Below are 23,232 nucleotides of genomic sequence, written 5' to 3'. Positions count from 1 at the left end.
ATGTTATGTACTGTGGGTTTCCAGGTTATTTCTTTTATTTGTCTTTTTTCTGATTCTTCTATATACTTTAATATAGATATGAATAAGGACTTTAAACAGATACTCGAAAATATAGAAAAATCTCTCAATAAGGCACTTCCGCAGACAGCCACATCAGAAGGCTGGACACCAGATTCCTTTGGCAGCCTGCCAGCTGGTGCCACTGCAGAATATATAAACAAACTCATTGAACCTAACCGGGCTCTTGTAAGCCTTGGTGGTAAACGCTGGCGTCCCCTTCTTATGATGCTCTGCTATAAAATGGCAAAGGAAAAATCTGCCTCTAAAGGCGGCTCTCCTGCCCTCTCAGAAGAAGAAACCTACAGCATAACTCCTCTCGTAGAGTTTGTTCATACCGCAAGTCTCATTCATGATGATATTGAAGATAATGCAGACCTTCGCCGCGGTAAACCTGCAGCCCACATCACTTATGGACTTGATACAGCCCTTAATGCAGGCTCCTGGCTCTATTTTGAAGCACCTGTTTGCATTAATCAGTTAAATGCCCCGGACAGCCTCAAGCTTGAACTCTACAAAACCTATACTAATGAACTGCGCCGCCTTCACCTTGGTCAGGCAATGGATATTTTCTGGCACCGTAATCCGGATGTATTCCCTCCTCAAGAAGAATACCTTGCAATGGTAAAATGCAAGACTGGAACTCTGGCAAGTCTCGCTGCAAAACTTGGCTGCATAGCAGGCGGACTTTCAGCTGCGGAAGCCGAAAATTTCGGTAGTATTGCCGCAGATATAGGAATTGGCTTTCAGATTATTGATGATGTAATTAATCTTACAACAGGAAATCCAGGAAAAAAGCGCGGAGACGACATTGTAGAAGGCAAAAAAAGCCTTCCTGTCCTTATTCATTCTTCCCTCCGCCCTGCTGATAAGGCCAAAATTGCAGAATACATGAAGACAGCTGCCTCTAACGGAATTGATTCCCCAGCCGTAGAAGAATGCATTGCACTGTTAAAAGAAAGCAACTGCATTGAAAAGGCAGCAGAACAGGGAAAAAATCTCATTCAGCAAAGTTGTGAGCGCTTTAATTCAAAAGAAATACAGGATCTCTTTATTTCTATGATACCGGAGAATTTCAGATGATAGAAAGATCAGATACACTTAATAATCAGGCTATAATCCTCGCTTCAGACGGTGCCTACACCGAAGCAATCGCCTGCTTTAAGCGTGCTATTGTAATAGACAAGGAAAACTATCTTCTCTGGTATAATCTTGGTGTTACTTACCGCGACGCAGGAGACCTTTGCGAAGCAGAAAACGCCCTGGAAACAGCCTTCCGTATGGCACCAGAAAAAGAAGATGTTGCCGAAACCTTTGCAACTATCTGCCTTATGCAGAAAAAACTGTCAAAGGTACAGCAGATTTGCATGGACTCCCTAGATCTTAATCCTCTTAACCCTCATATGTGGAATCTTCTGGGCGTTTCAGATTTCCAGTCAGAAAATTACGAAGAAGCTTCCAGTTATTTTGAACAGGCAGTATCCATTAATCCTTATTATACAGATGCAATCTACAACCTGCGCGACACCTATTCTGTACTTGGAAATAAAAAAGGAGAAGCAGCCTGCGATGCCCGTCTTAAGGAGATAGAAAAATAATGAATAAGAAGGATATACAGGAAGCCCCGGAAAACAACATCACAATAGTAGAAAAAAACATTCACAGAACAAATCTGCGCCGTCTCATAGACACCTTATATCTCTTTGTTCCAATTGCACTTGCCTTTAGCGGATGTTTCCTTGCTGCCCCACTCTGGACTCTTATAACAAAAAAAGAAGAGCAGGTTCCGGAAATATTCCGTTTCGCCTGCTCTGCCCTGCTTTTTATTCTTTCAGTTATCTTTGTTTTTATTAAAACAAGAAAAATAAACCCGATCATGAAGATCGGGATTTTCAGTAGAAATCAGGAATAAAGCGGTGGTTGAGTGCCGCGAAGCGGCGTATCGAAACCACTTAAACCATCTGATGCTCTTTTGCGAGCGTACTGATTTCCTTTGCCATATCAGCAAGGGCAACCTGTTTCTGGACACCACCCATTTCAAAGGCAACCTTTGGCATTCCGTAAACAATACTTGATTCCTTGTTCTGTCCCAGTGTCCAGGCACCTTTCTTACGCATTTCTGTTATCTGAGCAGCACCATCACGGCCCATACCGGTCATAATAACGCCAAGGGCATGGTTCTTATAGATATTTGCTACAGATTCAAAAAGAACGTCGCAGGAAGGTCTGTGTCCGTTACGAGGCTCAGTCTGTGAAAGCTTAATAAAGTTTCCAAGAGGCTTGTGCTCTACAAACATATGGAAGCTTCCAGGCGCAATATAAATATGTCCACCGAGAATAGGCTCACCGTCTTTTGCTTCTGTAACTTCAAGAGGACAGATATTATTCAGACTGTTTGCAAATTCTGCAGTAAAGCCTGCAGGCATATGCTGAACAACAAGAATCGGCTGTTTTAAGTTAGGATCAATATCTTTGAAAACGTCGCGGAGAGCGTTTGGTCCACCGGTAGAAATACCAATGGCAATAATATCAATCTTACCACCCTCTCGCTCAGGTTTAATTACAACAGGCTCTTTTACCTTTGGCTGGAACCAGGTAGAAGGAACAACGTCGTTCTTTGTAATTGATACAGCTTTTGCAGTTTCTTCACCCTTCTTTTTGATTACAAAGCGTTCTGCTTCCTTAAGCTTAATCTGATGAGTAAAGAATTCCGGATCCGGAATCTGCTTGCCATGCATAATTGCATAGGCACCACCGTAAGAAGCTATATATTCAATAATTTCGTTTGTTACATCACCGATTTTGAGGGTTACAGAAGACCCCGGTTTTGTAATGAAGTCTGAAGCACCAAGTTCAAGACATTCAATAGTTACTGCAGCACCTTCTGTAGCAACACTTGAAAGAATAATTACCGGAACATCCAGATGAAGCTCATTACGTTTTTTAAGGAACTGAAGACCTGTCATAACAGGCATTTCAATATCAAGAAGAATTACATCCGGTTTTGCAGTTTTTAATTTTTCAATAAGGTCCTGTCCATTTTCTGCTTTTCCGCATACTGAAAGACCAGTAGTTTCATCAACAATCCTACCGATTAGATTCCGCATCAAGGCAGAATCATCGCATATCATTACTGAAATATCATCCATTGTAAATTTTCCCCGTGTGTCAATTAATTATTTATTAATGTTCTTACCGTAGAAACATGCCCACTCGGTTTTGATAAATTCAAAATTAGTTTTCATTCCAAACAATGATTCAGAATGACCAATATAAAGATATGACTGTGGTCCCATAGAATCATAGAAATGATTAATTACAGCGAGCTGAGCCGGTTCATCAAAATAGATAAGTACATTACGACAGAAAACAACATCCAGATTTCGAGCACCCGAATCGTTTTTAAGATTATGATAGTCAAAATGGATTGTTTTCTTAATATCATCCTTAATCTGATATCCACCATCAACCTTTGTAAAATACTTGTTCAGATAATTTTCCGGAACTCCATCAACCCTCGCTTCAGGATAAAAACCCTGCTGAGCAGTCATAAGAGACTTAAGCGAAATATCAGAAGCTGTAATATGAAAGTTAAAATCTGGCGGACAGATTTCTTTCATTATCATCGCAATTGTGTAAGGCTCTTCACCTGTAGAACAGCCGGCACTCCAGATTTTAATTGTACGGTCGCCACCTGCCTTTTTATGTTCAATTACATGTGGAATTACATAATTGATGAATGAATCAAAATGAGGCTGATTTCTAAAGAAGCGGGTAAGGTTTGTTGTAACCGCATCCAGCATAATCTTCATTTCTTCAGGATCTTTAGAAATCAGTTCATAGTATTCCTGTGGCGTAGTAAGGTTCTTCTTACGAAGCATTTCCTTAATACGGCTGTCGAGAATAGATCTGTTTGTAGCCGAAAAAGTAATTCCGCTTTCATCGTAAATTACTTTGCGGAATAATTCATAGTCGGCATCGGTAAGTACATCTAACATAACGTTAATTATACACGATGATTTATGAAAAGTAAAAGTAAATTTATCGCTGTATACGGCCTGATCCGTTGCCGGCAGCGAGCTTTTCTACTTCGTCTACACTTACCATGTTGTAGTCGCCTTCAATTGTGTGCTTGAGACAGCTTGCAGCAACGGCAAACTCTACGGCATCCTGAGTTGACTTGCCGTTGAGGAGGGCGTAAATGAGTCCGCCGCCAAAGCTGTCGCCGCCACCAACGCGGTCTACGATGTACATTTCGTATTCCTTGCTGAAGCAGTAATCTTTTCCATCATAAAGAAGGGCTGCCCAGTTGTTGCGGTTTGCGTTGATAGAAGTACGGAGAGTAATTGCTACCTTCTGGAAGCCAAACTTGTCTGCCAGCTGTTTTGCAACTGATTTATAGCCTTCCTTGTTGAGCTTTCCGCCTGTAATATCTGTGTTTTCTGCTTCGATTCCGAATACATCCTTTGCATCTTCCTCGTTAGAAATACAAACGTCTACATACTGGCAAATCTGAGTCATAGCTTCGCGGGCCTGTTCACGGGTCCAGAGCTTACCGCGGTAGTTGAGGTCGCAGCTTACTGTAGCACCGGCAGCCTTTGCAGCCTTACATGCTTCTATACAAATCTGAACCAGGTTTCCGCCCAGAGCCGGAGTAATTCCTGTAAGGTGGAACCATTTACAGTCCTTGAAAATCTCAGGCCAGTTGAAGTCTTCCGGTTTTGCTTCTGCAATAGAGCTGTGTGCGCGGTCGTAAATACACTTTGAACCGCGCTGGCTTGCACCGCGTTCATTGTAGTAAATACCAACACGGTCGCCGCCGCGGGCAATATAAGATGTGTTTACACCATAGCGGCGGAGGCTGTTGATTGCGGCCTGACCAATTTCGTGCTTTGGAAGCTTTGTTACGTAATAAGCGTCGAGTCCGTAGTTTGCAAGAGAAACGGCAACGTTAGCCTCACCGCCTCCAAAGGTAGAAGTCATTTTATCAACCTGCACGAACCTAAAATATCCTTCTGGCTCGAGCCTTAACATAATTTCTCCAAATGTAACAACTTTCATAGTATTTCTCCTCATATTATAATTGCCACACGGATTCGGAATTACTAACGTAATTCCATATTTTTTAAGATTTTGCGTTAGCAAAATCCAATCCGTGTGGTTATCCTCTTGCTTCCTTTACGATTCCTGCAGCTTCTTTAGTCAATCTCTCAATTTCTGCAAAATTACCTGCGTTAATCAGGTCGCCCTTCACCATCCAGCTGCCACCGCAGGCAAGAATCTTGTCGCAGGCAAGATAGTCACGAACATTTGTTGCGTTAATTCCGCCGGTCGGCATAAACTTCATCATTGTGTATGGAGCGCTCATAGCCTTTATCATCTTAAGGCCGCCCGCATTTTCTGCCGGGAAAAATTTTACAACATCAAGACCAAAGCCAAGCGCAACCTCGAGCTCAGTAGGAGTCATAATTCCCGGTGTGATTGGGTATCCCTTTTTAATACAGTATTCAACAACTTTAGGGTTCAAGCCAGGCGAAACAATAAACTTAGCGCCTGCTCCAATCGCACGATCAACCTGCTCTGTTGTAAGAACAGTACCGGCACCAACAAACATATCCGGAAACTTTTTAGAAATAGCGCGGATGCTTTCTTCAGCCGCATCAGTACGGAAGGTAACTTCTGCGCAGGGAAGCCCACCTTTAATCAGGGCTTCAGCGAGTGGCTCAGCATCAGCCACCTTATTCAAAACAACAACCGGTACAATCCCGGTTGCGCCAATCTGCTTTAATGTATCGTTCATAAATGCCTCTTATTGCCTTGTGTAATATACTAGTATTCTAGTTAAATATATTTTAGCACGTTATAAAGAGAATGTCATCAGTTAATTACCGTATTAAATTACAAGAGTGTTATTTAATTGCCTTACCGTCAGAGAAAGCCTTGCCTGCTATCTCGCCCAGAACATTGTAATTATGGCTTACCGGGTCATAGCATATTGGTTTGAGCTTAGCAGCATCAATTTTACCATCAGTAAGCACAGACTCATCTGCACTAACATTTATGATATTACCGACAATGTAATCGCTGTCTTCGCTCATCTGAGCAACTTCGCACTCAAGCACCATAGGAAGCTCATTAAGAACAGGTGCATCAACAAACTCAGACTTAGTAACTGAAAAACCAGCCTTCTTGATTTTATCAGGCTCTTTATTACCGCTTACAATTCCAAGATAGTCACATTCCTTTACGTGAGCTGCGTCTGCAATGCTTACGGTAAAGGCCTTACGTGCCGCAATGTTTTTTGTAGTCTTATGGCTTTTATCAAGACAGATTCCAATCTGATTTGTATCGTGAATTCCACCCCAGGCTGCATTCATGGCATCCGGATTTCCATTTTCATCATAAGTTGCAATGATCAAAACCGGCATAGGGTAAAGATAAGTCTGTTTTCCAAAATTCTTTTTCATATAAACCTCGCTGAAGAAACAGTATAAAGGAAAACAAAGAAAACAGAAAGTATAAAAAAAAGCCTTCTCGATTTCTCAAGAAGGCTTTAGGCGGCTCCTGCTGGGCTTGAACCAGCGACACATGGATTAACAGTCCATTGCTCTACCGACTGAGCTAAGGAACCATCAGCTCATTGCTGAACGTGAATATTAATATATTGAAAACACACCTTTCTGTCAATAGGTCAGAATAGATTTTTTGTGCATTTTTTTAAATATTTATGTTATAATCAAAACATGACCAAAGCCGAAGTTCGAAAACAAATCAAAGAAACTCTAACGACTATAAAAGCAGGGCTTCCTTCTCAATCAAGAAAAATCTGCGAGCTTATTTTATCTTCAAGCCGTTATACTTCCTGCACTACTCTTCTGGCCTACATGCCCCTTGCAGACGAGGTTGATATTTTACCCGTAATTACAGATGCCCTGAAAAAAGGCAAAAAAGTGTTTTTACCCCGGGTTTTTCCGGACTCAAACAAAATGGAATTTTACCGCTACGAGGCCGACACTAAGACCTCGGCAGGCAGTTTTGGAATACAGGAACCCGCCCCCGATGATGCAAAAAGTTTTTCCCGCTTTCTCGAAAAAATGTCTATAAATGAATATTCACCGGCAGCCCACTCTTCTAACTATGTAGATATTCCGGAGCCTTCACAAGCTGCAGAGCACATATTGATTCTGGTGCCCGGCCGCGCCTTTACAAAAAGCGGCAAACGCATTGGCCGCGGAAAAGGCTTTTACGACATCTACCTTTCAAGCCTGCCCCAGATTTTTGACATAAAAAAATCCGGCGTGTGCTTCAGTGAGCAGCTGCTCCCTGAACTTCCCACAACACCGGATGATATTATGATGGATAACGTTTTTACTTCTGCAGAATAAACTCTACACGTCTGTTCTTCCAGTTGTTATCCTTATCCTTTGGATTTGCAACAGGCTGTGTACCACCCTTTCCATCTGTAGAAAGACTTGAGGCACTTACACCCTTCTTAGTAAGGTAAGCCTTAATTGCATCTGCACGTTCCTTAGAAAGAGGCATAGAAGCACGTCCCCATTCCTGAGGATTATCTACAGTCTCTTCGTTAGGATTGTCGGTAATCTTGTTAGCATGTCCTACGATAGTAACCTTGTAATCCTTGAACTTCTTAAGAATATCTGCAATACGGTTCAATACCTTAATATTGTTATCTACCTTAGCAGAATCAAGCTTAGCATTTGCAGTCTGGAAGTTTGCAGCGTCAGACTCGAAGATGATAGAAGGTACAGCCATCTTCAAAAGGTTTCCGTCGCGAATTACAAGAACATCCACAGGAATTACACCATTTACAGTAGAAGTCATTCCAAGGTTGTCTGTTACTGTAAATACATATGGATAATCCATAGCAGACTGAACACGTTCAGCATTTCCCTTTGCGTCCTTCTGAACATTACTCAAACCGTCCCAGATGATTCTTTCTGTAATCTGACTCTTTCCAGAAGTCTTCCAGAAATCCTTACCCTTAGGATCTTTAATTGTAAATGACCAGCTCTTGATTTTTGCCTTTGTAGAACCAGAAAGCTTGATATACAAATCATCATCTACACCATCATTATCCGGACTGAAGTATTCTGGAGCAGTCTTAACGCTGAGTTTTGGAGCAGTTGCTGTACAGATAAATGGAGCAGAAACTGCACTTACCTTATTTCCTGTTACATAAACAATTTCAAGAGTTCCTGTAAAGGTTCCTTCGCAGGCAAGCCCGTCTTTGCCGGCTCCGTTCCAGTTGATGCTTGCAGGAAGATTTGCACTATCCTTTTCTGAGAGAGAATAAACACTTGTACCGTCTTCCTTGCGAACATCAAAGTTCCATGACTTGATATTATCAGCTACAGAAGTGCGAACTTCAAACTTCTGCAGGTCGAGGTAGCCATCGTTATTAGGAGAGATTCCTTCATATTCAGCAGTGATGTAAGCCTTTGTTTCGCGGTTATCAAGAGTAATTCCCTTGAGTTCTGTAGAGAAGCTGTTTCCGGCATCATCAGTTGAGAAAATTACGATATTGTATTTTCCATCAGCTGCCATATTACCTGCTTCATCAGTACCATCCCAGGTAAAGTTATCTTTACTTCCGTTCCATGAGAACTTGCGGACAGCCTTATCCTTAGCATCGCGAACCTCTGCATTCCAGAGCTTTTCTGCAGTGCTTTCCTTGATGCTTACAGGAATATTTTTCTGAGCACCGTTTCCGTTTGGAGAGAATGAAGACCATGGAATTTCAGCAGCAAGCTTTGGAGCAGCTGTATCCAGTTCAAAGTCCTGTGTTGAAGCAGAAGCTGTAGAACCGTTTACAGCAAGAACAGAAAGCTGAGCAGAATAAACTCCGTCTGCACAAAGCATTTTTGCACTGTCTTTTCCATCCCATACAAAGTTTACAGGAAGCTTTTTGTTTTCCTTTACAGAATAAACTGTATTTCCTTTTTTATCGCGGATGATAAATTCAAATGAAGCAACATCCTTTGTTGCAGTTACCGGTGTAAAGGTAATTGTATCCTTTACTTTATTACCGTTTGGAGAGAAAGCCTTGTCTGACATAGCAAGAAGCAGCTGAGCTTCTGTTGTATCAAAGGTTACGGCTTCTGTTGTCTGGCTCACACCTGTATTTCCCGCAAGGTCTGTTCCAATCAAAACAAAGCGGTACTGACCTTTGTCTGCAATTGAACCGTCAGAGGCAATACCGTTCCATACAACTTCACTTGGAGGATATTCTCCAAAGTCGTAAGAATTAACAGCCTTACCTGCTGCATTCTGGATTTCACCCTTCCATGAAGGAACTGTAGCTCCATCAGAAGGAACCGGTGTAATCTTAAAGGTAACAGTGTCTTTAGAACCGGCACCAAATACCTTTTCAGAAGCGACAATCTGAGCAGCCGGCTTTTCTGTATCAAGAACGAGAACCGGAGAAGAAATTGGAGCCGGCTCGTATCCATTCAGATATTTAGCAGTAACTACAGCCTGATACTTTCCATCCTTAAGCTGCTTGCCGCTTTCATCGTTTCCGTCAAAAACAATCTGTGCAGGAGGCACAGCCCCACTGTTATTCTGATTGTAAGTTCGAACAACCTTTCCGCCATTGTCTTTTACTGTAACCGCCCATTCAACAAGCTTATTACCAGATTTTTCTTCCGGAACAGGAATAGTTACATCAAGAGTAACAACTCCATTCTTGCTTTCTGTCTTAGGAGAGAAATAGCGGGAACCCTTTACATAAAGGTTTGTAGCAGGCTTTTCTGCAGAATAAATGATGTTTGTGATTGAAGCTGGTGCAGAAGTGTTTCCTGCACGGTCTGTTGCAGAAATCTCGTATGAATAAACGCCGTCAAATACCTGAGAATCCTGGTCGTTTGTACCCTTCCACTGGAATTCAGCAGGTTCAGCATTTACCCATTTTACAGTTTTAACAACATTTCCATCGGCGCTCTTGAAAAGTCCAACCCATTCATCTTCAACAGAACCTGTCTGTTTGATTCTGAGGGCAGATTTTGCACCTTCACCAAAAATCTTGTCAGAAGGCTGAGAAAGCTCTACATCAGGAGCAAGAGTATCAACTACAACCTCATATTCCTTTGTTTTACCTGTGTTACCGTTATCATCAGTTGCAGTTATGTAATAAAAATAACTTCCGTCCGGAGCAGTTTCACCATTATTCATTGCACCATTCCAGATAACAGACTCTGGAACTGTTACACCCTGCTTTTTTGAAAAAAGCTGCTTAAAGAAAGCCTTAAATGTAAGCTTTGCAGGACGAGCAATTTTATTTTCAATTGTGCGGACAACATTGTGGTTAGAATCCATAATTACAAGACTCCAGCCCTGTACATAACGCTTGTCCGAAATTTTCATTGGTATTACAAGTTCATCCTGAATACCATCGCTGTTTGGTGAAATATATTTTGGTTCAGCAGCAGCAAAAATTGTAACTGAGGCCAGAAGAAGGCCAGAAATTAAAATCTTCTTATTCATCATCATCTCCTTCCTACCGGCTATTCTTTTTCATCCCATACAAGAATCTTAGGAGCTTCATTGTCTGCCATACCCAGGTCAATGTCTACTCCACCAGAAATTGCATGAAGAGTTTCGTCAAAATTCTTATAACCGGCTGAAACTGCCATTTCGCTCTGGCTCCAGCCATTATCTTCAAGATACTGATTATTTTTTACGTTGAATGAGAACTTATAGAGGAAAGACACAGAAGGAATATAGCTGTTTTTGCCATTTACGGCTTCTTTCAGATTAAACTTCTCTCCAAGGCTTATATAAAAAGCATTCTTAAATGCAACCTGTGCGTTGAAATCTATTATAAGATTCTGGAAGCATGGAACTGAAAAATCAAGACCTAAACCGATTTTTGCAATTTCTGTATCAAGAATTGTTCCTGCGGCTCCAAACTTTAGTGTTGCAAGTGTCGGGAATGGTGTGTTTTCCTCTTCTTCATCAACACCCCAAGTTGCGATATTTGTATACATCTTTCCAAGATTAAGTACAGAAGCAGCAATACGGAAATCGCTGAAAGGTCCAAGATTTCCAAGGGTATAAAGAGCACCTGCATCTGCATACACAGACCAGTCATTATCCGGATCCCAGATAAATCCGCCTCCTGCATTAAGTCCAACGCTAAGCTGGTCTGTGATTTCTTTTGAAAGACCAGCTCTGAAATTGATAGATTTTCCAAGAGGAAGTTCATACAATTCAGCAAAAGTACCGTCTACATGTCCGCTGAATATAAATCGCTTAAAAGGAATAAGTATTCCAGACTGGAAAGCATGACCTATATGTTTAGCATTTATATCATTTGCTGAATAAAGGAATGTGTAACCTGCAGTAAGGTTTACACGCTGCTCTCTTGCAGTAAGTGCCGGATTCACAAGAATTGAATCTGCATTTGCATCAAACAAAGCACCACCTGTAACAGAATTAGCACCAGAAAGATTTACAGGACTTGCAAGCATATTTAAGTCCTCTCCTCCTGCCGGCGGATTGTAAGAATATGCAGCTGTCAAAAGCATGCCTGCTGCAAATAACGTGAATAATAGTTTTTTCATAAAATCTCCTTCACAAGTAGTATTCACAAAAAAAACAACGCTGCTTCACAAAAGCAACGTTTTTATAATAATTTAATTAATTATATTCATAAATCAAAGCGACTGCAAGTTACCATTGATTTATTGTTCTTTATGCACATATCCTTGAATTATTGTAGTTTTTACCATATTATAGTAAACATGGACAGTACAAAAAATAAATCAGAAAGCGCTTCATCTAATAAACCGGCTGTAAAAGAAAGTTTCTTTCAGTCGCTGCTTTCTTCATTATTTAAATCCTCTAATCCGGAAGCAGAGAAAAAACGCCGCTTAAAGAATCTTGCTAAAACAATTTCCAAGACAAAATACCATGCCTATTATCGTCCTTCTACAGGCGAAATGCTGGGACCTTTCGGAAAATTGATGTTTGATTTGTACAAAGCAGTTTCTTCGGCACAGACTTTTTTCCGCAATACACAGAATCCGCAGATTTTCAAACGCCAGATTATAAACTATGTTCTTTCTGAAAATCAGATGACTCTTCTCGATGAACTTGATGAACAGAAAATTCTTGAACAGGCCAGAACAGTTCCTTTTGCAAAGCTTCAGCAGGATGTTGAGCATAAGCTCCAGGTTTTCACAAATGATTTTAACGAAACCCGCGCTACTAAAGCCGACACTCTTGAAAAAGCCTTTTCAATTTTCCAGGACTTCTGCGAGTTTGATTATTATATGATTCTCAAGAAGTTTGATTCTTCATATCAGGAATTTTCATTCAATGCCCTGCCTCGTCTGGAAAAAGTAAACGGCGAATATATTATTGATGACCTTAAGGACTTCCTCGCCGTTGCCTACAGCATTACAGATGATTCTGTAGACTGGAATGTTCTTTTTGATATGTTCAAGGAAACACAAAGCCGCGAACTCATTTCTATGGGAAACTGGAAAAAGATAATTGCTAAGATTAAGAATATTCAGTCTTCAAAATCGCTTGATTATATTGTACAGCATATTTCACAGGATTTTACCTACGAGACTAAAACCTCTTATCATCATGCCTCTGTAATCGAGCCTTATATCGAAAAAATTGAAACTGACACAAGAAATCTTATGGCAAAAATCGAAACAGAACAGAAGGAATCAAAGGCTTCTTCTATCTGTATGCAGATTTTTGGAACAGCAGATCCTCAGAGCTTAAAATATTACACAGCAGAGTTCAACGCACCTCTCGAAAAGAAAGGTCTTTCTGTTCTTGAGTACACAGAACCTCTCAACTATCTTAAAACCTTCCTTGTTGAGTTTGTTAAAAAGGCAATCCGCGAATATTATGATGTTGTAGTAATCCGAGGTCAGTGGGATGCTACCCTTTCCGCTCCTATGTCTAACGCATATCAGGAACTGCTTAAACTTTCTGATGAAGTAACAAGTTTTGATGAAATGATGGCAGAAGAAGGAACTATGGGCGTAAAAGTAAAAACCCTGCTTCCAAAAACTGCCCATGATGCCGGTGCTGAAAACATCATAAACCGCGTTGTTTCAGATGCAAACGAAACAGCCCGCGGTTACATAATTCAGGGAACCCAGAATCTTATTACAATCGGTAAGACTGTAAAACAGCTTATTGAAGATTACGTCCTTCCTAAGCCTGTAATCGTACAGAACTGGAAGGAACTGGAAAAATACATTGAAGAACCAATGAAGGAATTCAGCGTAAATATCTACAAGAAGATTTATCTTTTCGTTCAGCTGATGCAGACTTACATCAATTAACGCATAGCCTGCATTTTATTGCTTATTCGTGTTCCTATTACCTGAATAATCTCTACCATCAAAAGAATAATCACTACCGAGCCTACCATGTATTCTACACGGTAGCGCTGGTAGCCGTAACGGATTGCTACGTCTCCAAGTCCGCCACCGCCTACAGTACCGGCCATAGCAGAATAACCAATAAGATTGATAATTGTCAAAGTTACACCGTTTACAATAGAAGGAAGTGCTTCCGGCAAAAGAATCTTAAAAATCAGCTGGTGGTCTGTAGAGCCCATTGAGCGTCCTGCGGCAATTACTCCCGGGTCAACCTCTTTAAGGCTGGACTCAATTACACGGGCAACAAAAGGCGCTGCTGCAATTGTAAGCGGTACAATAGAAGCTTTTGTTCCAATTGCAGTATGTACGATTACACGTGTAAAAGGAAAAAGCAGAATTACAAGAATTACAAAAGGAATTGCACGCAGAATATTAATAATCACAGAAAGAATCTGATACAAAAGCTTTTTAGGTCTTAAGCCCGCTGCCGGGTCGCTTGTGCAAAGCAGAATTCCAAGAGGAATACCAAGAATCATACTAAATATAGTAGAAAACAATACCATTATAAGGGTCTGCCAGGTAGCCTCTCCAATTACAGACAAATACTTTACTAATTCCGGACTCATATTACTCACCTGCCTTTTCTACTATTATATTCTGACTTCTAAGGTATTCGAGGGCTTCAGAAACCTGAAAACCGGTAAAGTCTACAATCATCTTACCAATGTCACCATCTGTAAGATGCTGAACACCAGCCGCCCTGATATTAAATTCAACATCAAACTTCTTTGCTACATTACTGAGAACCGGAGCCCCCTGCTTGTCGCTAGGGAAGCTGAGTTCATATTCACCACCCTCTGTAGACCAGCGGATAATGTCAGAACCGTTTGCATCAGGCTTACGGTCGCTACCGATATGAGAAATAAAATCCTTGGTTACAGGGCTCTTAGGATTTAAGAAGATATCATTTACAGAGCCGACTTCTACCAGCTTACCTTCGTTGATTACCGCAACCTGGCTGCAGGCATCGCGAACAACCTCCATCTGGTGGGTAATCATTACAACTGTAAGATTCATCTGGCTCTGGATTTTGCGGATAAGGTTTAAGATTGATGTTGTTGTCTGCGGATCAAGCGCACTAGTTGCCTCATCGCAGAAAAGAATATCAGGCTTGTTTGCAAGAGCACGGGCAATTGCAATTCTCTGTTTCTGACCACCACTCAAAGTGCTGATTCTGGCATTTTTGCGGTCCGAAAGCTCTACAATTTCCAGCAACTCATCTACGCGGCGGTTTATTTCATCTTTTGGAAGCCCGCAGATTTCCATTGGATAAGCAATATTCTGACCAGCCGAACGTGAAGAAAAAAGGTTGAAGTTTTGAAAAATCATGCCAATACGGCGGCGGCGCATAACCAGTTCTTTTTCATCAAGGTTGTCTACCCGCTGACCATCATATAAAACTTCACCGGAATCCGGCTTTTCCATCATACTGATAAGGCGCACAAGGGAAGATTTTCCCGCACCACTCTTTCCGATAATTCCAAAAATCTGATTTGAAGGAATTGTAAGGGAGATATCATTTACGGCTGCAACCTTTGAAAGTCCGTCGGCAGAGTCGTAAACCCTCACTAAATTGTTTAAATCTATCTGCATTCTTCTATTATATTAAATGATAAAAAGTTTTTCAAATCAACGCGAACTTATATTCGTCCCCTCCCGTGAAAAAAGCCTGTCGCCAACGGGATGATGTTGTCGCCAGACTTTTTTCACTACGGGTACGAATATAAAAAACTGTAAATAAAAAACTTTTTTTCTAAACTTAATCAACCGAATGCCGATAGTTTTAATAAGGTGGCCGGTGGATTTCGCCGGTGCAAAGAGGAAAATTTATGGAACAGAAAAAGACATTATGGATTATTGCCGCAGTAGGCGTATTTCTGCTGGTAGTTCTTGGAGTACCGGCAATCCTTCATTATCCTTCAAGAAATCCCGTTCCCGCTTATGCAAGCATCTCTCCGGTAGAAAAAAAGACTTCTCAGGGAGGCTGGACAAAACCGGCAGCAGATGTTGAAGCTGCAAAGGTAAATGATCTTGTAGTACTTGCTGATAATGCCACAATCTATTCACAGAATACAGAACTTCCTTCTGGCAATGGCACAACAATCGATTTGAATGCACTTAAAAATGAACTTGTAACAGATACTCAGCTTCAGGCTCAGCCACAGAACATCAACATTACAGTTAATATTCCAGAAACAAAGGAAGAAGTAAAAGTTGCTCCTAAAACAGAAACTCCATATGTTGCAAAAGAGGAACCAGTTGTAAACACAGTAAAAACTGTTCAGAAGGCCGAAGTAAAAGCTGAAAAAACTGCTAAGGCAGCAAAAGCTCCTAAAACAAATGCAGTTGCAAATGCTAATACACAGAAGGCAGCACCTGCTCCAAAAGCAGAGCCAAAGAAAACTCAGTACTGGGTACAGGTTGCCGCTTACAGCAATAAAAAAGGTGCAGAAGGAGCACGTTCTATTCTTGATGAAAACAAGATTCCTTCAGATATCTTTACTTACAGAGATAACAAAGACAAGCTTTACTACCGCGTTCGTGTAGGACCTTACACAACAAAGAGCGAAGCAGAATACTGGCGAACAAGAATTATCAAAATCAGCGATATTGATAATGCTAACGACAGTTATATTACAAGTACTACAATCTAATTATACATTATTGAGAAAGGCCGGTGGTTTCGATACGATGCTTCGCATCACTCAACCACCGGTATTTTTTTTAACTTTTTTCTAAAAAAACTTCCTTTTTTGACACACTTTATACTACTTATAAGGTGTGAGGAAATTATATTTATTTGCAATTCTGATTACAGCAGCTGCAGTAAATCTCTGTAATGCTAAAGAGCCCTATCACCTGGAATTATACGGTGATTCTCAAAAAACCGGCGGAACCCGATTTTCAACACCTGTAACAGAATTTCGGGTGGCAAGCAGGCCAGAAAAAATCAATTTCGGATTACTCTTTACAAGTGAAAATCTTTTCAAAAAATTACCCATAGAGTTTAAATACGGGAATCTTTCTTTTGCAGGTTCACTTTCAAAGCTGAACTCTCCGGAATTGAGCAATGGTACATCTCCTTTTTCAAGCAGCAGCCTTTCTGCGAGCTGTGTCACTGCAAATCTGCCGGGTTATTCCTCTTTTTCTAAAGCTGAAAGTGCTTTCATGCAGATGAAGCTGAATCACCTGGCAAGGCTCCCCTTTTTACTCACTATGAACATGGCCGTAAATCCGGAAACTTCTTCTCCTCTTTTTTCAACTCTCCTTTCAAAAAAGTTTTTCTCAAATCAATTATCATTATCAGCTTCGTTTACAAGCGGCTCTTTCATATATGAGGACAAGAACTCTTCTTCATGGTTTCTTGATTCTCCCTACTACGCGGAAGATGAAGGCTTTTGTTCTCTATTACAAATTTCCTCGGATTACCGGAAAAAAAAGAGCAGAAATGGAATTCATTCTGCTTTTATGGCAGCATTCTATGAATCTCCCTTTGGCCCTTATACAGTAATTTATAGAAGTGATTTAAAATTCAATATTCACAGGACAGAGTTTTTTCTTTCTGCCTTTTTAAATGAATACGAAGACACCCTTACAAGCTCCGGAAAAGAGCTGGATCCCTGCACCCAGTTTAAAGCCGGTTTTATAAGCAAAAAGCCTTTTCTTACTGGCAGTCAGAAGTTATTATTTATCAAATATGGTATTAATGCCTTCACACGAATAAACCTTACAAAAGAAGAACATCCTCTTCGTATTAATACAGGCATTCAACTCTCTTCGGATTTAACAGCAATTTCCTTTTCCGTTTCTGCAGATTCAAAAATACTTTCACCTTCTCCCGACACTCCGCCTCAGTCTCTGGAAAAAGACAGCTTCACTTTTCAAATCAAAAATTCCTGGAATCTGAAAAAAATAACTCCAGCTTTTTCAACAACCTTAGAAGCAGGTCATTACAAGTTTTCAACAAGTCTTTCTTTTCCCCCGGATAAAAAAAATTATAAAATCAGCAGCAATTGTGCCTTCAGTTTTTCTACTGAAGATGGAGAAATCGCAGACCGTAAAATTTCAGCTTCATTAAACTGCAGATTTAACTATAAAATGCTGACGATTATAGGAAAACTGTCTGCAACTATTGAATAGGTCGCAATTTTTCATTAAAATAGACAGACACTATTATTTTAGGAATATTTTTTTTAAAAGAGGTATTAATATGGCTTGGGATATTTCAAAAGTAAGAAATATCGGTATCAGTGCCCACATTGACTCTGGAAAGACAACAACTTCAGAACGTATCTTGTTCTACTGTAACAAGATTCACGCAATTCACGAAGTTCGTGGTAAGGACGGTGTTGGTGCTGTAATGGATAACATGGAACTGGAACGTGAACGTGGTATCACAATCCAGTCTGCTGCTACTCAGGTTCAGTGGAAAGACTACACAATCAACCTTATCGACACACCGGGTCACGTTGACTTCACTGTAGAAGTTGAACGCTCACTCCGCGTACTCGACGGCGCTATCATGATTCTTTGTGCCGTTGCCGGTGTTCAGTCTCAGTCAATCACTGTAGACCGCCAGCTTAAGCGCTACCATGTACCTCGTGTTGCATTTGTAAACAAGTGTGACCGCCAGGGTGCTAACCCACTCCGCGTTCGTCTCCAGCTCCGCGAAAAGCTCGGTTTGAACGCATATATGATGGAGCTCCCAATTGGTTTGGAAGACAAGCTCGAAGGTGTTGTAGACCTCGTTGGAATGAAGGCTATCTACTTCGACGGACCAAACGGTGAAGATCTCCGCATCGCAGAAATTCCTGCAAACTTGAAAGACGATGCAGAAAAGTACCGCGAAGAACTCCTCGACGCAGCTTCTATGTTCGATGATTCTTTGATGGAAGAAATCATGGAAAAGGGTTACGATGGAGTTGCAGAAGACAAGATTATCGCTGCTATCCGTAAGGGAACTCTTGCTGAGCAGTTCGTAGGTGTATTCTGTGGTTCAGCTCACGTAAACAAGGGTATTCAGCCTCTTCTCGACGCTGTAGTACGCTACCTCCCTGCTCCAAACGAAGTACGCAACGTTGCTCTCGACCTCGACAACAACGAAGCTGAAGTTGAACTTGAATCAGTTGATAACAAACCTTGTGTTGCACTTGGTTTCAAACTTGATGATGGTCAGTATGGTCAGCTTACATATACTCGTGTTTACCAGGGTAAAATTAAGAAGGGAGAAGAACTTTACAACACACGTACAAAGAAGAAGTTCAAGGTTGGACGTCTTGTACGTATGAACTCTGCTCAGATGGAAGATATCAACGAAGGTTGTGCAGGTGATATCGTTGCACTCTTCGGTGTTGACTGTGCATCTGGTGATACATTCGTAAGTGGTGGAATTAACTATTCTATGGCTTCTATGTACGTTCCAGAACCTGTAATTTCTTTGTCTATTACTCCAAAAGACAAACAGGCTTCTATGCAGATGTCTAAGGCTCTTAACCGCTTTACAAAAGAAGACCCAACATTCCGTGTATACACAGACCCAGAATCTAACGAAACAATTATTAAGGGTATGGGTGAACTTCACCTTGAAGTATACGTAGAACGTATGCGCCGTGAATATAACTGTGAAGTAACAACTGGTGCTCCACAGGTTGCTTACCGTGAATCTATCACTCAGCGGGGTGACTTCAACTACACTCATAAGAAGCAGACTGGTGGTTCTGGACAGTACGGTCGTGTTGCCGGATTCATGGAACCAGATTCAGAGAAAGACTACGAGTTCGTAGACGCAATTAAGGGAGGTGCAATTCCTAACGAATACATCCCTTCTTGTGATAAAGGTTTCCAGAAGGCTATGAAGGAAGGTTCTTTGATTGGAGCTCCTATCGTAGGTGTTAAGATCACAATTAATGATGGTCAGTACCACCCTGTAGACTCTAACGATAACGCATTCCAGATTGCCGCTATTGGTGCTTTCCGTGAAGGTTACCTCAAGGCTAAGCCAGTAATCCTCGAACCAATCATGAAGGTACAGATGACTGCACCTACAGAGTTCCAGGGTAACTTGTTCGGTCTTATCAACCAGCGCCGTGGTGTAATTGTTGATTCAACTGATGAAAACAACACATCTACTGTAAACGCAGAAGTTCCACTTTCAGAAATGTTCGGATTCTCTACTATCCTCCGTTCTTCAACTCAGGGTAAGGGTGAATTCACAATGGAATTCCTCAAGTACGGTAAGGTTCCTAATGCTGTTGCTGATGAACTCATCGCTAAGCACAAGGCAGCAAAGGAAGCTGGTAAGAAATAAGTTGTAAAAGTCGGTGGTTGAGTAGCCCATAGGGCGTATCGAAACCACAAGCATACATGAAACGGTGGTTTCGGTACACTTCGCTTCGCGAAGCACTCAACCACCGTTTTTTTATTTTAAATGTTTGCTTTATCTTAATTCATAGTTTAGAATATAGAAAGTAATCAGATAGCTGATTTAAAAATATTTGCACCTCAGGAGGTCAACTATGGATAAAAAAGATTTAATTGCTCACAGCCCAGTGAGATATTTCGACGTAACAAATGCAGGATTAAAAGACGGCGAAATGGGACTTATCACAGCTAAAAAAGGACTTGGAAAGACTTCTATTCTGGTTCAGTTCGGAATTGACAGCCTTCTAAATGACAAAGCTCTCGTTCATGTTTCTTTTGACCAGCAGTCATCAAATGTAATTGCCTGGTATTCAAGCGTTCTTGCAGAAATCGCAAAGAAAAAGAGCCTTAATCTTGATGATGTAAATGAAGAAATTGTCCGCAACCGCACAATTTTGAATTTTAACCAGGAAACCTTCACACTGCCAAAGGTTGTTAATACACTTAAAGCAATGAAAGACGGCGGCATTAAAATCAGCACTATTGTAGTTGATGGTCTTGATATGAATAAAGCTTCTGCCGCAGACATAAAATGCTTTGCAGACTTCATTAAGGCAGAAAAAATGACAGCCTGGTTCAGCTTTACAAACGAAGCTGCAGACCTCAAAGGTACGCTCGATGCAGACAAGCTTGAAAACTTTACAACAGTTGCTCACCTTGCAGCGGAAGGCAAGGCTCTTTCACTTGCCATCCTAAAAAATGGCGAAGGAAAAGTAAACCTTGATGCAAAAACCCTTTTGATGTGTAAAGCATAAAAAAACTAAAAAAAGTGCACTGAAAAGTGCACTTTTTTTATCTCCCGCGTGTCTAAATATATGTAAACAAACTCAAACATGGGAGATTTATATGAAAAAGACCATCACTTATCTTATAACTACACAGGTACTGATTTTAGCTTCAGTAGCTTCTTTATTATTTTCAAGCTGTATTATCGTTCACCCGGATGATGAAATTATTGTTGAAAAGAAATCTACAACAGCCGTTTCAACAACAACCTCTACCCCTACAGTTGACACCTACAACATCACCTGCAAAAATATGACACATTTTGTTGTAACAGACTGGTGTGTAAAAAAAGACAACATTGTAACTTATGCAAACTCTGGTAGTAATCGCGCCATCAGACCAGATGGTGGAGAAGACATGATTACAGACCTTCCTGAAGGCTACTACAAGATTTATTTCAGTTTTGAAGATGATTATCAGCTCAATCCTGATGATTACTTCAGCAGTGACAGCGTTTACCTTAATCAGGATGTTACTTATTGCCTTTATCAAAGAAATTCTACTTACACTGTAGAATGCCGTTCTGCAGGCCTGACCCCCGAACTCTACCTTCTTGGTTCCGATGGTTCAGAAATTACACTTGTAAAATAGTGTCATAGTACTTTATAATATTACCCGTAATTAGACAGGAGACCTATATGAAAAAAATTATACCGATTTTACTTGTAGCCATAACAACCATTATGCTTTCAAGCTGTATCATTATTGCAGAAGAACCAAAATATACAATATATTTTTATAACGATACCTACACACAGCATGTCTATGACTGGTATGTAAAAGATGCAGACGGATATAATCATGTAGCATCAAAAGATTATTGCATGGTTGCTCCAGGAGAATATGACTATATTGATGATCTTTCAAAAGATTATTATGAGGTATGGTTCTGTGTTTATTCAAGCAGATCTACAGATTTATATTTGCACACAAATCAGATTAAACTTGATAGAGATACAACTTTTAGACTTGCAAATGAAGAATTTATAATTGGTTCTCCACGAACAGCTGCTGATATTACATCTATCGAAGAAACCGATGAATCAAAATTTGTTCTTATAGATTCAGAAGGAAATACATATCAATTGTTTAGTGCTAACGAATAATTAACAAAAACCACACGGATTGGATTTTGCTAACGCAAAATCATAAATAAAAAAAGGAATTGCGTTAGCAATTCCCTAATCCGTGTGGTATTTTTATTTTAAACACACATTACAAATCCTGGCGCTGGTCGTCTTTCCATGGGAAGAGGAAGCTGCGGATTGGTCGAGGCCCGAGAATATCACGGTCTTCCATGAGCAGGTCATCCCAGGGAATCTGGCGGCGCTCTTTTTTTGTTTTAAGTTCAGGATGCTCTTCCAGATAATCATATTTATAAAGCAGAACACGAAGGGCATTTGTATTAGCAATCAGAAGCCCGGACATTGAAGGAAAGAATCCGATACAAACAACAGAAAGGGCAAGAAGAATCAGATTGTAAAGGCCCATCAAAAGAGAAAAGCCGGTATTATCAAAAAGAATAATAAAGCTCTTCTTAAAGCATTTCTTGAAATTATTATGCATAAGGCCGCGGATTGGAATAAACCACTGCATTGCAAGCAGATAGAAAAAATCTACCCAGAAAATTGCACAGCCTAATGCAAAGCCCAGTAAACTGCCAGACTCTACAATGTAATAGCGGATAGAAAAACTTGAAATAAGAAATACACCCGCGTTCATAAGACCAAACAAGGCACCATCTTTAAGAGAACCCGGAATCTGCTTGAAAAAGTCCAGAATATGAATGCCTTCAAAATTTGCAATATGCGCTGCAGAATCACTGAATGCAAAAACCAGTATTGACAGAACTACACAGCTTACAAGAATGCAAAGAAGAGCAAGAATACCATTTGAAGAAGCAAAGGCATTTAGAAAAACAAGACCAATTCCTGTAAAAAGGAAAACAAGGTTTGAAATAATAACTGAAATAAGATTATCCCAGCCATCGCAGAAATTCTTTTTTAATATAAAACCAAACATATTTAAAATTTAACAATTATTATAGTTAAATACAAGAAGATTTCGTGGTAAAATCAAGATATGGACGTAAATTCTTCTATTTCCTTACTTTCAAATATTCATACTATTACTGCAGATTTTATAACAGAAAAGCTGAAGGAACGAGGCTTCCCTGATTTTGCCTCATCACATGGAAATATTCTTTTTCAACTTAGTGTAAACGAAAAAATGACCATGGGAGACCTTGCAGAAAAAATCAACCGCGATAAGTCCACTACAACAGTGTTGGTCCGCAAGCTGGAAAAAGACGGCTTCATCACCGGAGAGTCAGATCCCACCGACAAAAGAAGCCGAGTAATCTATCTGACAGAAAAGGGAAAAAAGTTTAATAATACCGCCTGTCAACTTTCAAAAGAATTGCTGTCCACATTCTACAACGGCTTTACAGATGAAGAAAAAGAAAGCTTTTTTCAGTCATTGTTGAAAATCAAAAAGAATTTCCTTACCGGAAAGGAAAACGGATAAGTAAAAAAAATCC

22 protein-coding genes and 1 tRNA gene are annotated in these 23,232 nt (G+C 40.4%); 12 read left to right on the top strand and 11 right to left on the bottom strand.

Annotated features, from left to right (window positions below):
• Nucleotides 1-78: 78 nt before the first annotated feature.
• The 3 genes from G626_RS0106830 to G626_RS0106820 are packed head-to-tail and all read left to right on the top strand — an operon-like array spanning nt 79 to nt 1,969.
• Nucleotides 79-1,140: a polyprenyl synthetase family protein gene (locus tag G626_RS0106830; RefSeq protein ID WP_027727024.1), complete on the top strand. Its 1,062-nt coding sequence runs from the start codon at nt 79-81 to the stop codon at nt 1,138-1,140.
• Nucleotides 1,137-1,655, top strand: a complete 519-nt coding sequence (locus tag G626_RS0106825) for a tetratricopeptide repeat protein (RefSeq protein WP_022932042.1) — start codon at nt 1,137-1,139, stop codon at nt 1,653-1,655. The genes G626_RS0106830 and G626_RS0106825 overlap by 4 nt, the downstream gene beginning before the upstream one ends.
• Nucleotides 1,655-1,969 carry a hypothetical protein gene (locus G626_RS0106820; RefSeq protein ID WP_022932041.1) on the top strand — a complete coding sequence of 105 codons (315 nt, stop codon included), beginning with the start codon at nt 1,655-1,657 and terminating at the stop codon, nt 1,967-1,969. Before G626_RS0106825 ends, G626_RS0106820 begins: the two co-directional genes overlap by 1 nt.
• Before the next feature lie 40 nt (nt 1,970-2,009).
• Here the strand turns inward: G626_RS0106820 and G626_RS0106815 are convergent, their stop codons facing one another.
• The 6 genes from G626_RS0106815 to G626_RS0106790 form a co-directional block, all read right to left on the bottom strand.
• Nucleotides 2,010-3,206, bottom strand: a complete 1,197-nt coding sequence (locus G626_RS0106815; protein ID WP_022932040.1) for a protein-glutamate methylesterase/protein-glutamine glutaminase — start codon at nt 3,204-3,206, stop codon at nt 2,010-2,012.
• A gap of 27 nt (nt 3,207-3,233) precedes the next feature.
• Nucleotides 3,234-4,055, bottom strand: coding sequence for a CheR family methyltransferase (locus G626_RS0106810; RefSeq protein WP_022932039.1), 822 nt, complete (start codon nt 4,053-4,055; stop codon nt 3,234-3,236).
• 43 nt (nt 4,056-4,098) lie between these two features.
• Entirely contained in the window at nt 4,099-5,118 is a 1,020-nt protein-coding gene (locus G626_RS0106805) for a sugar kinase (RefSeq protein WP_022932038.1), read from the bottom strand.
• A gap of 100 nt (nt 5,119-5,218) precedes the next feature.
• Nucleotides 5,219-5,857: a bifunctional 4-hydroxy-2-oxoglutarate aldolase/2-dehydro-3-deoxy-phosphogluconate aldolase gene (locus G626_RS0106800; protein ID WP_022932037.1), complete on the bottom strand. Its 639-nt coding sequence runs from the start codon at nt 5,855-5,857 to the stop codon at nt 5,219-5,221.
• Nucleotides 5,858-5,966: 109 nt separating this feature from the next.
• Nucleotides 5,967-6,524: a flavin reductase family protein gene (locus G626_RS0106795; RefSeq protein ID WP_022932036.1), complete on the bottom strand. Its 558-nt coding sequence runs from the start codon at nt 6,522-6,524 to the stop codon at nt 5,967-5,969.
• 91 nt (nt 6,525-6,615) lie between these two features.
• Nucleotides 6,616-6,688 (bottom strand) — tRNA-Asn (locus tag G626_RS0106790).
• Nucleotides 6,689-6,800: 112 nt separating this feature from the next.
• Between G626_RS0106790 and G626_RS17365 the strand changes: the two genes are divergently transcribed.
• The gene (locus tag G626_RS17365; protein WP_022932035.1) at nt 6,801-7,442 is read left to right on the top strand and encodes a 5-formyltetrahydrofolate cyclo-ligase; all 642 of its coding nucleotides are present in this window, start codon (nt 6,801-6,803) and stop codon (nt 7,440-7,442) included.
• On the opposite strand, the gene G626_RS0106780 is transcribed toward G626_RS17365, so the two are convergent.
• The gene (locus G626_RS0106780; RefSeq protein ID WP_022932034.1) at nt 7,426-10,560 is read right to left on the bottom strand and encodes a FlgD immunoglobulin-like domain containing protein; all 3,135 of its coding nucleotides are present in this window, start codon (nt 10,558-10,560) and stop codon (nt 7,426-7,428) included. The genes G626_RS17365 and G626_RS0106780 overlap by 17 nt on opposite strands.
• A gap of 20 nt (nt 10,561-10,580) precedes the next feature.
• Nucleotides 10,581-11,639, bottom strand: coding sequence for a PorV/PorQ family protein (locus G626_RS0106775; RefSeq protein ID WP_022932033.1), 1,059 nt, complete (start codon nt 11,637-11,639; stop codon nt 10,581-10,583).
• A gap of 180 nt (nt 11,640-11,819) precedes the next feature.
• Between G626_RS0106775 and G626_RS15685 the strand changes: the two genes are divergently transcribed.
• Nucleotides 11,820-13,388 carry a hypothetical protein gene (locus G626_RS15685; protein ID WP_022932032.1) on the top strand — a complete coding sequence of 523 codons (1,569 nt, stop codon included), beginning with the start codon at nt 11,820-11,822 and terminating at the stop codon, nt 13,386-13,388.
• Here G626_RS15685 and G626_RS0106765 read toward each other — a convergent pair.
• On the bottom strand, nt 13,385-14,053 hold the full coding sequence (locus G626_RS0106765; protein WP_022932031.1) for a methionine ABC transporter permease: 669 nt from the start codon (nt 14,051-14,053) through the stop codon (nt 13,385-13,387). The genes G626_RS15685 and G626_RS0106765 overlap by 4 nt on opposite strands.
• Before the next feature lies 1 nt (nt 14,054).
• Complete coding sequence (locus G626_RS0106760) at nt 14,055-15,080, bottom strand: methionine ABC transporter ATP-binding protein (RefSeq protein WP_022932030.1); 1,026 nt, start codon at nt 15,078-15,080, stop codon at nt 14,055-14,057.
• 236 nt (nt 15,081-15,316) lie between these two features.
• Here G626_RS0106760 and G626_RS0106755 point away from each other — a divergent pair, with 236 nt between their 5' ends.
• From G626_RS0106755 to G626_RS0106730, 6 genes are all read left to right on the top strand, one after another.
• Nucleotides 15,317-16,141 (top strand): SPOR domain-containing protein, encoded by an 825-nt coding sequence (locus G626_RS0106755; protein WP_022932029.1) that lies wholly within the window; start codon nt 15,317-15,319, stop codon nt 16,139-16,141.
• A 127-nt stretch (nt 16,142-16,268) separates the two neighbouring features.
• Nucleotides 16,269-17,627 carry a hypothetical protein gene (locus G626_RS0106750; protein WP_022932028.1) on the top strand — a complete coding sequence of 453 codons (1,359 nt, stop codon included), beginning with the start codon at nt 16,269-16,271 and terminating at the stop codon, nt 17,625-17,627.
• A gap of 70 nt (nt 17,628-17,697) precedes the next feature.
• Entirely contained in the window at nt 17,698-19,794 is a 2,097-nt protein-coding gene (gene fusA, locus G626_RS0106745) for an elongation factor G (RefSeq protein ID WP_022932027.1), read from the top strand.
• 208 nt (nt 19,795-20,002) lie between these two features.
• Nucleotides 20,003-20,662: a circadian clock protein KaiC gene (locus tag G626_RS0106740; protein WP_022932026.1), complete on the top strand. Its 660-nt coding sequence runs from the start codon at nt 20,003-20,005 to the stop codon at nt 20,660-20,662.
• Between the two features lie 91 nt (nt 20,663-20,753).
• On the top strand, nt 20,754-21,284 hold the full coding sequence (locus G626_RS0106735) for a hypothetical protein (RefSeq protein ID WP_022932025.1): 531 nt from the start codon (nt 20,754-20,756) through the stop codon (nt 21,282-21,284).
• 47 nt (nt 21,285-21,331) lie between these two features.
• Nucleotides 21,332-21,799, top strand: a complete 468-nt coding sequence (locus tag G626_RS0106730; RefSeq protein WP_022932024.1) for a hypothetical protein — start codon at nt 21,332-21,334, stop codon at nt 21,797-21,799.
• Nucleotides 21,800-21,908: 109 nt separating this feature from the next.
• Here the strand turns inward: G626_RS0106730 and G626_RS0106725 are convergent, their stop codons facing one another.
• Nucleotides 21,909-22,715, bottom strand: coding sequence for a hypothetical protein (locus tag G626_RS0106725; RefSeq protein WP_022932023.1), 807 nt, complete (start codon nt 22,713-22,715; stop codon nt 21,909-21,911).
• Nucleotides 22,716-22,775: 60 nt separating this feature from the next.
• Between G626_RS0106725 and G626_RS0106720 the strand changes: the two genes are divergently transcribed.
• Nucleotides 22,776-23,219 (top strand): MarR family winged helix-turn-helix transcriptional regulator, encoded by a 444-nt coding sequence (locus G626_RS0106720; protein WP_022932022.1) that lies wholly within the window; start codon nt 22,776-22,778, stop codon nt 23,217-23,219.
• Nucleotides 23,220-23,232 lie beyond the last annotated feature (13 nt).

The sequence above is a fragment of the Treponema bryantii NK4A124 genome (genome assembly GCF_000421345.1).
In the GTDB taxonomy this organism is placed as follows: Bacteria; Spirochaetota; Spirochaetia; order Treponematales; family Treponemataceae; genus Treponema_D; species Treponema_D bryantii_B.
The sequence above is the reverse complement of the archived record's forward strand: the minus strand, read 5'-3'. Positions and strand labels throughout refer to the sequence as shown.

Excerpts from the sequence above, each read along its gene's own strand:
- G626_RS0106830 (WP_027727024.1), top strand. The coding sequence starts at position 79 with ATGAATAAGGACTTTAAACAGATACTCGAAAATATAGAAAAATCTCTC.
- G626_RS0106825 (WP_022932042.1), top strand. The coding sequence starts at position 1,137 with ATGATAGAAAGATCAGATACACTTAATAATCAGGCTATAATCCTCGCT.
- G626_RS0106820 (WP_022932041.1), top strand. The coding sequence starts at position 1,655 with ATGAATAAGAAGGATATACAGGAAGCCCCGGAAAACAACATCACAATA.
- G626_RS0106815 (WP_022932040.1), bottom strand. The coding sequence starts at position 3,206 with ATGGATGATATTTCAGTAATGATATGCGATGATTCTGCCTTGATGCGG.
- G626_RS0106810 (WP_022932039.1), bottom strand. The coding sequence starts at position 4,055 with ATGTTAGATGTACTTACCGATGCCGACTATGAATTATTCCGCAAAGTA.
- G626_RS0106805 (WP_022932038.1), bottom strand. The coding sequence starts at position 5,118 with ATGAAAGTTGTTACATTTGGAGAAATTATGTTAAGGCTCGAGCCAGAA.
- G626_RS0106800 (WP_022932037.1), bottom strand. The coding sequence starts at position 5,857 with ATGAACGATACATTAAAGCAGATTGGCGCAACCGGGATTGTACCGGTT.
- G626_RS0106795 (WP_022932036.1), bottom strand. The coding sequence starts at position 6,524 with ATGAAAAAGAATTTTGGAAAACAGACTTATCTTTACCCTATGCCGGTT.
- G626_RS17365 (WP_022932035.1), top strand. The coding sequence starts at position 6,801 with ATGACCAAAGCCGAAGTTCGAAAACAAATCAAAGAAACTCTAACGACT.
- G626_RS0106780 (WP_022932034.1), bottom strand. The coding sequence starts at position 10,560 with ATGAATAAGAAGATTTTAATTTCTGGCCTTCTTCTGGCCTCAGTTACA.
- G626_RS0106775 (WP_022932033.1), bottom strand. The coding sequence starts at position 11,639 with ATGAAAAAACTATTATTCACGTTATTTGCAGCAGGCATGCTTTTGACA.
- G626_RS15685 (WP_022932032.1), top strand. The coding sequence starts at position 11,820 with ATGGACAGTACAAAAAATAAATCAGAAAGCGCTTCATCTAATAAACCG.
- G626_RS0106765 (WP_022932031.1), bottom strand. The coding sequence starts at position 14,053 with ATGAGTCCGGAATTAGTAAAGTATTTGTCTGTAATTGGAGAGGCTACC.
- G626_RS0106760 (WP_022932030.1), bottom strand. The coding sequence starts at position 15,080 with ATGCAGATAGATTTAAACAATTTAGTGAGGGTTTACGACTCTGCCGAC.
- G626_RS0106755 (WP_022932029.1), top strand. The coding sequence starts at position 15,317 with ATGGAACAGAAAAAGACATTATGGATTATTGCCGCAGTAGGCGTATTT.
- fusA (WP_022932027.1), top strand. The coding sequence starts at position 17,698 with ATGGCTTGGGATATTTCAAAAGTAAGAAATATCGGTATCAGTGCCCAC.
- G626_RS0106740 (WP_022932026.1), top strand. The coding sequence starts at position 20,003 with ATGGATAAAAAAGATTTAATTGCTCACAGCCCAGTGAGATATTTCGAC.
- G626_RS0106735 (WP_022932025.1), top strand. The coding sequence starts at position 20,754 with ATGAAAAAGACCATCACTTATCTTATAACTACACAGGTACTGATTTTA.
- G626_RS0106730 (WP_022932024.1), top strand. The coding sequence starts at position 21,332 with ATGAAAAAAATTATACCGATTTTACTTGTAGCCATAACAACCATTATG.
- G626_RS0106725 (WP_022932023.1), bottom strand. The coding sequence starts at position 22,715 with ATGTTTGGTTTTATATTAAAAAAGAATTTCTGCGATGGCTGGGATAAT.
- G626_RS0106720 (WP_022932022.1), top strand. The coding sequence starts at position 22,776 with ATGGACGTAAATTCTTCTATTTCCTTACTTTCAAATATTCATACTATT.